This is a genomic window from Fimbriimonas ginsengisoli Gsoil 348, assembly GCF_000724625.1.
GTDB lineage: Bacteria > Armatimonadota > Fimbriimonadia > Fimbriimonadales > Fimbriimonadaceae > Fimbriimonas > Fimbriimonas ginsengisoli.
On the sequence record NZ_CP007139.1, the window covers coordinates 4,215,512 to 4,228,997 of the forward strand.

The 13,486-nt window shown below is 60.9% G+C and carries 15 protein-coding genes; 12 read left to right on the forward strand and 3 right to left on the reverse strand.

Annotated features, from left to right (window positions below):
* Nucleotides 1–122 precede the first annotated feature (122 nt).
* On the reverse strand, nt 123–1,271 hold the full coding sequence (locus OP10G_RS18830; RefSeq protein WP_025228883.1) for a CAP domain-containing protein: 1,149 nt from the start codon (nt 1,269–1,271) through the stop codon (nt 123–125).
* Between the two features lie 231 nt (nt 1,272–1,502).
* On the opposite strand from OP10G_RS18830, the gene OP10G_RS18835 reads away from it, so the two are divergent.
* Nucleotides 1,503–2,084, forward strand: coding sequence for a hypothetical protein (locus OP10G_RS18835; RefSeq protein WP_025228882.1), 582 nt, complete (start codon nt 1,503–1,505; stop codon nt 2,082–2,084).
* Nucleotides 2,085–2,409: 325 nt separating this feature from the next.
* Nucleotides 2,410–2,664 carry a hypothetical protein gene (locus tag OP10G_RS18840; RefSeq protein WP_025228881.1) on the forward strand — a complete coding sequence of 85 codons (255 nt, stop codon included), beginning with the start codon at nt 2,410–2,412 and terminating at the stop codon, nt 2,662–2,664.
* On the opposite strand, the gene OP10G_RS27500 is transcribed toward OP10G_RS18840, so the two are convergent.
* On the reverse strand, nt 2,639–3,964 hold the full coding sequence (locus OP10G_RS27500) for a hypothetical protein (protein ID WP_025228880.1): 1,326 nt from the start codon (nt 3,962–3,964) through the stop codon (nt 2,639–2,641). The two genes, OP10G_RS18840 and OP10G_RS27500, sit on opposite strands and share 26 nt — an antisense overlap.
* 48 nt (nt 3,965–4,012) lie before the next feature.
* On the opposite strand from OP10G_RS27500, the gene OP10G_RS27505 reads away from it, so the two are divergent.
* The 8 genes from OP10G_RS27505 (at nt 4,013) to OP10G_RS25060 (ending at nt 11,439) form a co-directional block, all read left to right on the forward strand.
* Entirely contained in the window at nt 4,013–4,795 is a 783-nt protein-coding gene (locus OP10G_RS27505; RefSeq protein ID WP_038473388.1) for an FRG domain-containing protein, read from the forward strand.
* Between the two features lie 110 nt (nt 4,796–4,905).
* Nucleotides 4,906–5,949, forward strand: coding sequence for a M28 family peptidase (locus OP10G_RS18855; protein ID WP_025228878.1), 1,044 nt, complete (start codon nt 4,906–4,908; stop codon nt 5,947–5,949).
* Nucleotides 5,950–5,955: 6 nt separating this feature from the next.
* Nucleotides 5,956–7,119, forward strand: coding sequence for a zinc metalloprotease (locus tag OP10G_RS18860; RefSeq protein WP_025228877.1), 1,164 nt, complete (start codon nt 5,956–5,958; stop codon nt 7,117–7,119).
* Nucleotides 7,120–7,183: 64 nt separating this feature from the next.
* A complete protein-coding gene (gene guaA, locus OP10G_RS18865; RefSeq protein WP_025228876.1) occupies nt 7,184–8,713 on the forward strand; it encodes a glutamine-hydrolyzing GMP synthase in 1,530 nt (509 codons plus the stop codon).
* Nucleotides 8,714–8,740: 27 nt separating this feature from the next.
* Nucleotides 8,741–9,085 carry a DUF433 domain-containing protein gene (locus OP10G_RS18870; RefSeq protein ID WP_025228875.1) on the forward strand — a complete coding sequence of 115 codons (345 nt, stop codon included), beginning with the start codon at nt 8,741–8,743 and terminating at the stop codon, nt 9,083–9,085.
* Nucleotides 9,082–9,441 (forward strand): DUF5615 family PIN-like protein, encoded by a 360-nt coding sequence (locus OP10G_RS27970; RefSeq protein WP_025228874.1) that lies wholly within the window; start codon nt 9,082–9,084, stop codon nt 9,439–9,441. The genes OP10G_RS18870 and OP10G_RS27970 overlap by 4 nt, the downstream gene beginning before the upstream one ends.
* A gap of 24 nt (nt 9,442–9,465) precedes the next feature.
* Entirely contained in the window at nt 9,466–10,233 is a 768-nt protein-coding gene (locus OP10G_RS18880; RefSeq protein WP_025228873.1) for a phytanoyl-CoA dioxygenase family protein, read from the forward strand.
* Between the two features lie 129 nt (nt 10,234–10,362).
* The gene (locus tag OP10G_RS25060) at nt 10,363–11,439 is read left to right on the forward strand and encodes an RNA polymerase sigma factor (RefSeq protein ID WP_052547843.1); all 1,077 of its coding nucleotides are present in this window, start codon (nt 10,363–10,365) and stop codon (nt 11,437–11,439) included.
* A 3-nt stretch (nt 11,440–11,442) separates the two neighbouring features.
* On the opposite strand, the gene OP10G_RS18890 is transcribed toward OP10G_RS25060, so the two are convergent.
* Nucleotides 11,443–11,862 (reverse strand): DinB family protein, encoded by a 420-nt coding sequence (locus tag OP10G_RS18890; protein WP_025228871.1) that lies wholly within the window; start codon nt 11,860–11,862, stop codon nt 11,443–11,445.
* Nucleotides 11,863–11,893: 31 nt separating this feature from the next.
* On the opposite strand from OP10G_RS18890, the gene OP10G_RS18895 reads away from it, so the two are divergent.
* A complete protein-coding gene (locus OP10G_RS18895) occupies nt 11,894–12,634 on the forward strand; it encodes a class I SAM-dependent methyltransferase (protein ID WP_025228870.1) in 741 nt (246 codons plus the stop codon).
* On the forward strand, nt 12,631–13,218 hold the full coding sequence (aat, locus tag OP10G_RS18900) for a leucyl/phenylalanyl-tRNA--protein transferase (RefSeq protein WP_025228869.1): 588 nt from the start codon (nt 12,631–12,633) through the stop codon (nt 13,216–13,218). The genes OP10G_RS18895 and aat overlap by 4 nt, the downstream gene beginning before the upstream one ends.
* Nucleotides 13,219–13,486: the final 268 nt, after the last annotated feature.

Consider the following 13,486-nt stretch of genomic DNA (forward strand, 5'->3'; position numbering starts at 1 on the left):
CTCGTGCCTCGCAACCCTTCGCTATGGGACGCAACCTCTTCGAGGTTGGGATGCGTGCTGTGCTGGTTCAGGTCTTTGGATAGCGACTTACAGCAGCCACTTTGCCCGGGCGAGCGACGTCGCTAGTTCCTCGCGCCGGTCGTGAATTTTACGGTTTTGTCGATGGGGCGGTCTTCGTCGTCGTAAGCCGAGAAGGTGGCGGTGTACGTCGACTTGGCGCGAAGCGGGAGTTGGGGAATCAGGATGGCGGCGCTGGTTAAAACATCGTCGTTTTCAGGTTTGTTTAACCAGCAGGTAATCGGCTCACCTTTGGGGCCAGCCAGTCTCGCCGAAACGCCGTGCAGGCGCGAGAATCCGGTTCCGAAGCCGGCCAACACGATCGGGTAGCCGGTGACGGTTGTAGTCGTCGCGCGGGATCGAAGGGGATTCGGCCGTTCGAAGTTGTGCCAGAGGCAGGGAACTCGGGTTTGGCCGTCGGCGGGCGAGACGACCACGCCTCCTTCGTCGGATGCACCAAATTCGAGGGTGGTGCGCTGGTCGACGTATCCGGAGCCGAACGGGATCGATCCGGGCTGGAGGAACGGAATGCGGTGGTAGGGGGCGTCGAAGAGGTCGTTGACCGCCTCGGTGACCGAGTGAGAGCCGAAGCCCACATCCTCCCAGCAACTTCCGACATAGCCATAGGCTTCCAGGCGCTCGACCCCGGATGCGCCGAGGAAGCCGGGGGTACCCGGCTTTTCGGCATGGCCGTTTTCATTGTTCTTGGCGAGATAGGAGGAGTGGAGAAACGCCGCGATGTTTAGGCGTTGGTCGGGGACGACCGTAGTGAGCCCGAGCGCGTGCCGGAGATCGTTGATCGCGGTTATGGCTTCGACCTGATCGCGGGTCGGCGACGGGAATTCGGCTAGCGGGGCTTCCGCGATACGGGTGACCCACTTTTTATCGAACGACGCTCCACCCTCGAAGGTTATTCGGCAATCGACGTTGTGCGCCCCCGGCGTCATCGGCTTGTTCGGAGTGTATTTGACCGCCCGTGCGTGAGGGTCGTACTGGGCGTCCACCGGCTTGCCGTCGAGAGTTAGAACCACGGACTGAACCCTTGCCTCCGGGTTGGTCGGCCAAATCTCCCAAAGGAGGGTCGGTCGAGCGTAGCGGACTTCCGCCCGCGGGCCAAATTGCCCTACTCGCACGGAGAACTGCGCGTCGGCAGCAGTCCGGTAGGCAGCGACCATTGAAAGCCCAGCAAGCAGGGCAAAGCTGACGCGACGCATACGAATTCCTCCATTTCAGGATAGAGGAGAAGGGCCGGTAAAGATACTGGATCGGTGGATTTTGTTGAGGGGAGAGCAAAGGGAGGCGCTCGATTGCTCGATTAATTGGCTTTACCCTAAGGGAGGGCGCTAATCTTAGGTGGGTAGGCTCGCTACGTCAGAGTGGTAAGAGATTGATGACGTTAGAGCATCCTCGCAGCTCTCTAGTAATTACGTTACAAAAGGGACGCCATGGGAGGGGAAGAATTTGAGGAGTTTCTCTTTATGGTCTCACGCGACGTGGATGACGAGTTGAACGACTTTGCTTCGTCGGAGGGGGATGCGCAGATAGCGCAGTGGCTTGTTCAGATCCTTTCGAACTGGAGGGTTCGAGCTCAGTCAATGTCTCACAAGGACCAGGACACGGTGCTCTGGCGAATCGGGAGCAATCCCCTGTTTTTGGGCTGGAAGCTCGAAAGTGCCTCCAAGCTGAACTTTGACGAACAATGCGAAGTCGTTCGAGCGGCAAAGTGCGTAACATTGGCGATTCCGTTCCTTTTTGGCCCCGAAGAGCCTATGGAGAGGGGCTACTACATGTGGTGGGACCTCCTGATCTCTGGAGTCGACGACCGTGGCATCGGCTCGGTGATCCTCGAGACGCTCTCAGATCTCAGCCTGCACTCCGACGAGCGAGTACAGCTCAGCGCACTCCACGGCCTTGGTCACCTGCAACATCCCGGCCGCGCGGCTGCCATTGACCGATACATTCATTTCCGTCCGGAAATGGCTTCGGATCCGTGGATCCGTCAGTGCCGAGACGGATCGGTCATGTGAAGAGACATTCCTCCGACGGATGATGGTCATCAACAAATAGATTGACAAAACAGGTTCACCCGTAGTCCGGGGATTTATCCCCGGTAGAACCTTGAACCGCGGATAAATCCCCGGGCTACGGGTGAAATTAGAAAGGGAGGTCTAAATCTAACTGGTCAAAACTATTATTCCCGGGCCACATGCGAACCACTATTGCCGGCATTTTCTTAATGACGGGATATGAATAGGTACTGACTTCGGATTCGGATGTCCGATCAGTCCACAAGCCACAAGCCACATTTAGCTCCCATGGAACCGAGCCTGCCGAAAGAGGTTCACTATCTCCATGGATTCTTCCTCGCTCAACAAGCGGTTTGACGATGTGCTCGATGTTTTGGCTAGCGACCATCCGGCGAAGCCTTACCTGATCGTCGGGGGCATCGTGGGGGCGTTGGGGTTGTTCCGGAATTCCCTCTCGGGGCTCGTCCTACTTGGACTTGGCGGGGCGTTGGTGGCGCGTGGGTTGGATGAACTACGGAAGACCAACGATCTGCATGGCGGCAATCATCACGGGGTCAACGGGCCGCCGCAGAACTTGTAGACAGCTTCGGTTGTGCGCGCACCCAGGCGAGCGCTAGAACTCCAAGCTCGACGCCCAGGGAGGCGGCGATGGAAATGCCGACGAGCGCGGGTGGGCTCCATCGGCCGATTACGGCGATTGCGACCCCTCCGACCAAGGCCAGGCTGGATGCGAAGACCGCGACCATTCGCGCCACCGTCAGGTGGTGGGAGGTGAGAATTCCCAGGACGTAGGACATCATGGCGTCCAAGAACGGCGTGAGCGCGGCGGCCATGAACATCCAGTGCGCCCTTTCCGCGAGGTCGGGAGTCACGCCCATGAGGCGTTGAAACACCCAACCGTCGAGCCGGAGCAGGGTGAGCAAGAGAAGGATCCCGCTGGAGCCGATTCCCACCCCCAGGGCAAATCGGCGAAGGGCTAGGCGACTCGCCTCGTCGCGGTAGAGGGCGATTACCACCTCGGGCAGGCAAAAGGCGGTGACTCGGAAGAGAAAGAGGACGGTCCAGGCGACCTCGTAGGCGGCAAGCGAGCGGGTAGGGTCCACGAGCCGGGCCAATCCAGCGGCGACGATCGGGCCGGTGAGGAGCTTGAGCATCGAGGTGGCGGTGAGCGGCCAGTGGAAGGCGAACATGCGCTTCATGGTCATCGGCTCACCGATTTCCGCACCCGGTTCGTCGATTCCGCGGATTACGTCCCGACTCACGATATAAATAAAGATCGCCTCCGCCGCAACGGAAGTGATCAGACCCCAGGCGGCGAGGGTCAAACCGGGTAAGGAGGCGAAATGAGGCAAGGCGAGATCGACGACGACCAATACGGTAACCCGCAAGAGGGTGCCCAACCCAATGATGCGGGTATGGCCGTTACGAATCAGCAGGCCTTGCCGGGAACGACGCCAGCCGATGAAGCCGCTCCAGGGCAGCATGAGGATAAGCCCGGGGCGGACGGCGGCGGCAACGTCGTGAGGGACGCCCAGCACTTGTTCGGTGAGGACCCAGAAGAGTGGAGTGAACGTGACGATGCCGTGCGCGGCGGTGACGAACGCGATCAAATAGATCGAGAACCGGTTGAGCATGCCGACGGAGCGCGCGGTCTTTCCAAGCGTAGTGGCAGTGGAGAGGAGGTCGATGACCGGGCTCTCGATCCAGATCGCCAGACCCAAGAGGATGAGGAAGGCGGCGGTGTTGACGCGCGGGTCGGGCAGGCCCGACATGACGGCGACGGAGATCGGACCGTCGAGTCCCATGAAGAACCACGAGAGGGCGAGCGGGTAGTAGAACCGCAGAATCGTCTTGCCGGAGAGCGCGCCGTCGGGTGCCAAGCCATAAAGGGTACCGGGTCACGGTCGGCGGGGCAGACCTTTCGGACGGTGTACGCCGAAAGTTGGAGCCACCTGTGCGGGTTGCTTTTCGAGGAGAGCTGGCAAGAACCGCTCGGCCGGTTCCGTTCCCACTACGCATACAAGGGGCTTTCTTCGTCGGAATATATGCTCACGACGACGCTGATGCGGCTACGGGGGGATTTTCCCGCCGTCGAACGGCATCTCATTCGAAACTTCAAAAAGTATGCCCAACGCGACGTGAGCACGATCGACTCGCTGTGGAACTGGGTGGCGCTGGCCCAGCACCACGGGTTGCCGACTCGGTTGCTGGATTGGACCTACTCGCCGTTTGTCGCGCTCCACTTCGCTACCGCGGGACATGACCTGGGGCATCACGACTCGATCGTGTGGGCGATCGACTACGTTGGCGCCCACGAGCTACTGCCGGATCGGCAGCGAAAGGCGTTGCGTGAAGAAGGCTCCGACGTATGGACGACCGAGCTCCTAGATGCCCACGTGCCGACCTGGGAGGCGTTGAACGGGCTTGGCGACGGCGAGGATGTGTTGTTCTTCTTCGAGCCGCCATCGCTCGATCAGCGGATCGTGAATCAGTACGCTCTGTTCTCGGTGCTATCGAATCCGTCGCGCACCATCGAGGAGTGGGCGGGCGTCCATCCGCACCTGGCGAAGCGGATTGTGATCCCGAAAGAGCTCTGCTGGGAAGTGCGGGACAAGCTGGACCAGGCAAACATCAACGAGCGCGTGCTTTTCCCTGGACTAGACGGGTTGAGCATGTGGCTACGACGGCATTATCGGCAGGTCGATCGTTAGAGGCGATTTTTTGCGGGTTTGGGGTCCCGTGGTTGGGTCGGGCGAGACGCCCGGGGTCCGGGGGCGGGCAGGATGCCCGCGCTCCCAGGTGTAGCGGTTACAATGTCGCGGTGAAGTCTCGCTTCGTTCTCCTTGCGCTGTTCGTTCCTCTCCTCGCGACCGGGAGCCAAACTTGGGACGCGAAGGTTACGCGGGAGCGGAAAGCGGTTCTCGACTCCATTTCGGAGAACTCGATGCGGGGGAATCTAACTTTTCTTTCCTCGGACGAGCTCGAAGGGCGGGGGACGCCTTCGAGGGGGCTCGATATCGCGGCGCGGTTCATCGCGGCGAGCTTTCAAAGTGCCGGCCTCGAACCGGCCGGCGACGACGGGTATTTCCAAAAGGCGACGATCAAGGCAAGGGGTTCGGACGACCAGGTTCCGGTGAGGAACGTCATCGGCGTTCTGCGCGGGAGCGATCCGAAGTTGAAGGACACTTACATCCTCGTCACCGCCCACTACGACCACCTCGGCATGAAGAAATCGGGCGAGGGGGACCTGATCTATAACGGGGCGAACGACGACGGGAGCGGAACGGTGTCGGTGATGGAGCTTGCGAACGCGATGTCAAAGTACAAGCCGAGGCGGTCGATCGTCTTCATGACGTTCTATGGAGAGGAGCGAGGGCTGGTCGGGTCGACCTTCTACGGTAAGAACCCTCGATTTCCGATCGAGAAGACGATCGCCGACGTCAACCTCGAGCAGATCGGCCGGACCGACGATCTCGAAGGTCCGCGAGTGAACGCGGTTTCGATGACGGGCGAGGATTACTCGGATGTCGGAAAGATCTTCGAGGCGGCGGGGAAAGTATTGGGCACGGGAGTGCAGCGGCACGAAAAATATAGCGATCCATTCTTCTTCCGTAGCGACAACGCCGCGTTGGCGCTGCAAGGGGTGCCGGCGCACACGATCTGCACCGCGTTCGAGTATCCCGACTACCATGGGGTCGCCGACACCGTGGATAAGGTCGATTTTGCGAACATGGCCAAGGTCGACCGGCTGACGGCGCTCGCGATCATGATGATCGCCGACGCGCCCACGGAGCCTCGCTGGAACGAATCGAATCCAAAGGCCTCGCGCTATGTAAAGGCGTGGCACGATCGGCACCCGGGGTAACTCGATTTGCTGCGTCGCTACGGCCTCATCACCCTCTTCGCGGGGACCGTCTTCGCGGTGCTCATTGCGGGACTGTCGGGAAGCGGGCGGGTTACCGCGCGGGTGCTGGAGATTGTCCTTCCCTCCGCGTTCGGAACGGCTCTTTTCATCGCGCTGTCGGCTTTCCTCGCGATCTTGGTGCATGAATTGGGACACGTCGTCGCCGGCATGCTGACCGGCTTTCGATTTCAAACGATGCGGGTTGGACCGCTCGAGCTTCGGCGTCAGTCAGGTGCGCTCCAGCTTGTCTTCGTAGAGAATCCGCACCTCTCCGGCTTTGCCAGGCTGGTTCCAGGATCGACTGACCGATTGGTTGCGCGAATGTTTTGGCTGTTCGCCGGCGGGCCTTTGGCCAGCCTCCTATATGTTGGCTTCACCTACCTACTACTGCAAGCGCTGCCGGAGCCGGCACGGGGGCCCGAGCTGACTGGAGCCATCCCGCACTTCGCCGCACTGAGCCTGTTCGTGATGGCGCTCTCTGTCCTTCCCGGGACGCTACTGCCATTTACATCGGCCGCCGGGACTCCCACCGATATGAAGGTAATGCTTATCCTGCTCGGTCGAGGAGCCACCCGGGAGAGGCTAGTCGCGCTGGTCCTAATCGGGCGAGAGCTGCAGAGTGGGGTCCGCGCGAGGGATTGGGATCCGATCCTGGTTGCGGCGGCAGTCGAATTGCGCGATGGAACCGCGGAAGAACTTCGCGCGCAAACCGTTGCCTATTTTTATGAATACGACGTGGGCAATTTGGATGGGGCAATGGCGCACCTCGACCGCGGACTGAACGTGGCGGAGGCTTTGGGTAAGAAGGCCGGGGTTATGTTGGAGGTGATGCGACTAGAGTCCTCCTTCTTCCACGCTTGGGTCCGGAACGATTTGGCGAGCGCCCTTTCCTTTCGCGTGCAAGTGGAGGCCGTACCGGAAGCCGCTCAGGGAACCGCCGCCTTGGCCGACGCCTCCATCGCTCTTCGGCAAGGCGAAGGAGATCGATCGCTCACTCTCCTCGAACAGGCCGAAGCAAAGATGGAGGAAGCGGTGGCTCGACACGGAGGGGCGATCGAATTCGAACACGACCGGATCAACGACTTGCGCAATGCGGTTCGCAATCTGTCCCACGACGGCGAAGCGGGGTAGCCGTCGCGTCGGTCTCGCAGGGCGTGATATCGCAACCAATGCATAGGTAGACTGATTAGGGTCAATGGCCCACCACCAGACCGTTCTCGTCGTCGACTTCGGCGGACAGTACACTCAGCTCATCGTGCGCCGCGTGCGCGAACTTGGAATCTATTCCGAGATGGTCCCTTGGACCACGGCGGCGGACAAGATCCGCGCCGAGAAACCGGACGCCGTCATCCTTAGCGGAGGACCTCGGTCCGTTCTCGAACCGGGTGCCCCGGATCTCGACTTCTCCGTCCTCGAGGGGATTCCCACGCTGGGGATTTGCTACGGCCAGCAACTCATGGCGGCCCGCTTGGGAGGGCGGGTGGAGACGTCGAATCATAAAGAGTACGGGCATCGGGTCTTTACCCCGGCAGCGGGCGATTCGCTCGTGAGCGGCTTGGCCAGCAACGAGGTCTGGATGAGCCACGGAGACCAGGTCTTGGAGGCGCCGACCGGCTACCGGGTGACCGCTTCCACCGATTCTTGCCCGGTGGCAGCGATCGAGAACCTGGCCCAGAAGCGGTTCGGCGTTCAGTTTCACCCGGAAGTGACCCACACTCCCGATGGGCGCACGGTACTGAAGCGGTTCCTGTTCGACTACGCAGGGCTGAAAGGGGACTGGACCAGCGAAAGCTTCATCGAAGACCAAATCGCTGCGATCCGGCAAACCGTGGGAGAGGGGAAGGTGCTATGCGCGGTCTCGGGCGGAGTCGACTCGAGCGTGATGGCGGCCCTATTGATTCAGGCGATCGGTGAGCGGGCAGTCTGCGTTTTCGTGGATCACGGGTTGCTGAGAAAGGGAGAAGCCGAGCAGGTGGTCGAAACGTTTGGCGGCCACTTCCACGCTAATTTGAAGGCGTTCGAGGAGAAAGAGCGGTTCTTCGGAGCCCTCGCCGGCGTTACCGACCCTGAAAGGAAACGGAAGATCATCGGCGAGAACTTCGTCCGTGTGTTCGAGGATCACGCGAACGAGCTTCGGGATTGCGACTTCCTGGCGCAGGGGACGCTCTATCCGGACGTGATCGAATCCGGCTCGCCCACCGCGGCGAAGATCAAGACCCACCACAACGTGGGCGGTTTGCCCGATTGGATGCGGATGAAGCTGATCGAGCCGTTGCGTTGGCTGTTTAAGGACGAGGTGCGAAACGTCGGCCGCTTGCTCGGATTGCCTGAGGAGATGGTGGAGCGGGAGCCGTTCCCCGGTCCCGGGCTCGGGGTGCGAATTCTGGGCGAGGTGACGCGAGAACGGGTTCGGATGGTGCAAGAAGCGGACTGGATCTTCCGCTCCGAGCTCCGATCGCGCGGGCTGCATAAGGGGATCTGGCAGAGCTACGCCGCGCTTTTAGATGTGCGGAGCGTAGGCGTGATGGGAGACGAACGGACCTACGAACAACCGATCGTGCTGCGGGCCGTGCAGAGCGAGGACGCGATGACGGCGCGAGCGGTCAACATCCCGTTCGACGCGCTGGAGGTGATCGCGAGCCGAATCGTAAACGAAGTCGACGGCGTCAACCGAGTCTTCTACGACCTAACCAGCAAACCCCCGGCAACGATCGAGTTGGAATAGCCGAAGAAGAAACGTAAAATAGTTCTGATGAATTCTGGTGAGTTTGTCCCGAAGCCGATTCCAAACCCGATCGAACAGATTCGGGACACCTTGAAGGTGGCTGGGTCGCGCATGCCGTTGGGGCTAATCGTGGATCGATTCAGAAATGGCGCTTCCCCCGAGGAGATTCATCTTGCCTTTCCGTCCCTCTCACTGGAGACGATCTATCGGGCGCTTGCGGCCTATCTACACGACCAGCACGTGATCGATCCGATTCTCCTTCGGGAAGCTGACGAGGAAGAGAAGCTCGTAGGGGACGCGGTGAGGGAACAACGGGCAAACGGCTTCCGCGAGACCCTAATTGCCCGCCTCGAGCAAAAGCGATCGGCGTGAGGGTCCTTCTCGACGAGCATATCGATTCTGCCATTCTTAGCGGAATCATTAGACGCTTACCAGGGATGGAAGTGCTTCGCGTTCAGGATGTCGGTTTGTTGGGCGCCTCGGACGTCGAGATCTTCGAGTGGGCCTTAGTGCACGAATGTGTTCTCGTTACCAGAGATGCGAGAACAATGGTTCCGCTCGCGAAGGAGACACTCTCAAAAGGGGCTCCCGTGCCCGCTCTTATTGTCGTACCTCGATCCGTAGGCATTGGCCCCGCTATCGCGGAGATATGTGAACTGCTCTCCAGATCGACCCTGGATCAGCTCATGCTCCACATTCACTTTCTGCCCATCTCTCGTTACTTGTAGCAATGAGAGGTGCAAAATGCACCTATGCAAATCGAAGCGGCGCTCGCCAGGCTGGGAGTTTGTTCCGACTCTCTTTCTGCGGAGGAGAAGCGGTTTCTCGACGAGAACGGTTATCTGGTGCTGCGGGACGTGCTGAACGACACGCAAATCGAGGGGCTACGCCTTCGCCTCGATGAGCTTTTGGCAGAGGAAGGCGAAGCGGCCGGGCTCGAGGTTCATCAGGAGAAAGGGACGGATCGGCTGTCCGATCTGGTGAACAAGGGGGAAGTGTTCGATGTCTGCTTCACTCATCCGAAGGTGCTGGCGGGGATCGCCCATGTTCTAAAAGGGGACCTAAAGCTCTCCTCGCTCAATGCCCGGTTCGCCAAGCCAGGCGAGGGACTGCAGGGTCTGCATGCGGATTGGGGTCGGTTGGAGACTCCCGGCGATTTTCAGGTTTGCAATTCCATCTGGCTGCTAGACGACTTCACCGAGGAGAATGGAGCCACGCGCCTCGTCCCCGGAAGCCATCGGTGGGGTTCGAAGCTGCCGGGTGACGATATGGCCGATCCATCGGGTCCGCATCCAGAAGAAAAGCTGCTCGTGGCTCCGGCGGGAACCGTGGTCATATTCAACAGCCATACGTGGCACGGCGGCACGCTCAATCGAACCGATAAGCGCCGACGGGCGATGCACTCCTATTTCTGCCGTCGCCACCAGCCGCAGCAACTCGATCAGAAGAAATTCTTGCGGCCGGAAACGCGCCATCGACTGTCCGAGGCGGCAAGAACGGTTCTGGACGTCGACGGCTAAGAATTATTTAGAATTAAGGTCACCAATCAAGGAAACGCGGCGACGTATTAATTGGAGTGGGATGAAAACCCTTCTTAGCGACCGCCTTCCGAAATGCTTGTAGCCGAAACATTAACTCTCGAACCTGATGTGCTTCGAGCCGCTCAAGGGGATCGACAGGCGTTCGGGCGCCTGATCGACGCGACGCGGACAACGGTTTGCTCCATCGCCTTGGCCGTGGTGCGCGACGTAGAGGCGAGCGAAGACGTGGCGCAAGACGTATATCTGCATGCCTGGCACAGCCTGCCGACGCTACGAAACTCCTCCAGTTTCGTTCCCTGGCTCCGCCAACTGGCGCGAAACCGTGCTCACGCCTTTCTTCGCAAGGAAAATCCGGCGCGCCGTCGTCCACTGGATGCCGCGTTGGAAACCGTCTTGGCCGACGATCGGCCAGGCCCGGAGACGTGCCTACTGGAAAGAGCGGAGCGCGATTCGATCCGGGAGGCGTTGGACGAACTGAACACCGATGCCCGCGAAGTATTGATTCTCTTCTACCGAGAAGAGCAGTCGGTTCGCCAGGTAGCCACTCTCCTCGATCTGAGTGAAGCGGCCGTCAAGAAGCGGTTGGAGAGAGCTCGAAACGCGTTGAAAGAGGCGCTCGACCGCGGTCTCTCGGCGACGTTGGAGCGGACCAAGCCAGGAGCCGCGTTCAGCTTGACGGTGGTCGCCCTCCTGCCTCCGCTCGTGCCGGCGGCGGCGGTGGCGAGCAAGGGAGCGCTCGCGTATCTGGGCACGACGAAGCTGGTGGCGATCCTCGGATCGATCCTCCTATCATCGGTGCTGGGTCTCGCTGGGATGCTGTTCGGCTACTACCGCCTGTGGCGTCGTGCCCGTGACGAGCAGGAGCGGCGCGGATTGCAGCGGTTGGCGCTCTGGGGCAGCGTTTCGCTCGTGGCCCTCGTCGCGTTTATGGATTTTGCGACTGGCCGCCGCGCGACCCCGATTCTGGCGGTTCTTTGGTATGGTCTGCTTTTGGCGCAGATCTGGTACCAGCAGTACGTGGCGATCCCACGGATTACCGCTCGCCGGTTGGCGCTGGAGCGAGCCGAGGACCCGCTCGCCGCGGCCCGGCAGGCACGAGAGAAGCGGAACTGTAACCTTGGGTTCGTGGTCGGCGTGCTGCTGGGCTCGCTCGCCATCGCCTATGCGATGTGGCGACACGGGTAGCGGTCAGCGGTAGATGGAATAGGCGTTCCAGCCCGCGTTTTGGGCGATTCGGATCGCGGCGATCTGGCCCACGTGATAGGCGTCGTGCTCCACGAGGAAAGCGCAAGCTTCGGCCAAAGTGGTGTCGGTGTCGGCGGTGATCAGTGCCTTCGCCGCCTTGTCGCGAAGGGCCCAAAACTGGGCGGCGAGATCCTCCCATGAGCCGGAAGGCGCGGCGTAGGAACCCCAGTCGTGCGATTCGCCGCGCGACAGCTTCTCCGCGGCCACGTAGCACTCGCACAGGTGTTCCGCCTGCTCTCGAATGCTCATCATGGAGGAGACCGGCTTATCGTTTAGCTGCTCTTCAGTGGCGCCTTCGAAGGCCTTGGCGAGCTGAAATCCTGCTTCGTCGATTCGCGATTGCACCAGTTCTTCGGCTGTCATCAGAAGCCCTTTTTACCCGCATAATGACCGAATGACGGAACCGCACGAGGCGCTTTCCAAATGGTCGACTTCCTCGGGCGCCTGGATCCGGGCGATGCGTCGGGGAGAGGCGAACCGGGAGCGGCTGCTGGATCCGCCGATGCTGGAGCTGGCCGGCGACGTGACGGGGCTCGACGTGCTCGATGTCGGCTGCGGCGAGGGACGCTTTTGCCGGATGCTGGCGGCCCGCGGAGCGAGGACGGTCGGCCTCGACCCGACCCCGGAGTTCTTGGCCGAGGCACGGCATCTGGATCCCGAGGGGAGCTACGTAGAGGGGGTGGGCGAGCGGCTCCCGTTCGAGGAGGCGTCGTTCGACCTCGTCGTTTCCTACCTTACGATCATCGACATCCCAGATTTCCGGGCGGCGATCCGAGAGATGGCGCGGGTTCTGCGTCCGGGCGGGCGACTGCTCGTGGCCACCGTCAACTCGTTTGCTTCGACGCGGCCGCGGGCGTGGTACCAAGACGAGAACGGAGAGAAACTCCATGTGGCGGTCGTCGATTATTTCGACGAGAAAGAGCAGTTGCTGGAGTGGAGCGGCATGTCGATCATCAACTGGCACCGTCCGTTCGAGGCGTATATGGAGGCGTACCTTTCTGCCGGGTTGATCTTGGAGCAGTTTCGGGAACCTCGCCCGACCCTATCGGACGTCGATGCGGTGCCGAGCATGATCGACGAGTACCGGGTGCCGATCTTTCACGTTATGCGTTGGCGTAAGCCGCAAGCGTCATGAGAGGGAACGAGCTAACCCCCTGGCTCGTTCGGTACGGCTACGAGCGGGCGTGCTTTCCGATGACGATGGACGACGGGGAAGTGGAGTGGTTTCAGCCCCGGGATCGGTGTCTGTTCCCGATCGAAGGGGTCCATGTCAGCCGCTCCTTGGCGCGCACGATCCGGCGTGGGGTGTTCGAGGTTAGGTTCGACACCGACTTCGAGGCGGTGATTCGGGGCTGCTTTCGACCGGACGACAATTGGCTTAGCGAAGATTTCGTACGCGTTTACTCGGAGATCCACCGTCAGGGGTGGGGGCACTGCGCCGAGTGCTGGCAGGACGGCCGGCTTGTGGGCGGGGTGTACGGAATCGCCCTCGGCTCCTGCTTCTCGGCAGAATCAATGTTCCACCGAGAGACCGACGCGTCGAAGGTCGCCCTTTGGGCGATGGTCGACCGATGCCGGGAGCTCGGGTTCACGATCTTCGACGCCCAAATCATGAACCCGCACCTCGCGTCGCTCGGCGCCTTCGAGGTGCCACATCGGCGATACGAGCGTCTCTTGCGCGACGCGCTCAAGCAGACCACGCCCTGGTCGATTACGTAGTATCGGCGCCCTCGCCGACGATCCGGTGTACCTTCGGTACGCCGTGCGCAGATAAGAGCCAACCTGCGGATACGCCTCCTTCGAAAGATTCCGTAGAGATTGCCCGGCCGGTGGCCGGACCCTCCCGACGGCGCGTCGGGAGGGATCCGAAGGCGAGCGTTGCCTATTGACTTCTCCTGCGCTTTGCATGCCGGGCGCTAAGTTCTTTGTAGCGATTGATCCCTCCCGACGCGTCGTCGGGTAGCGTCCCGCGACAGCGGGGCGATTG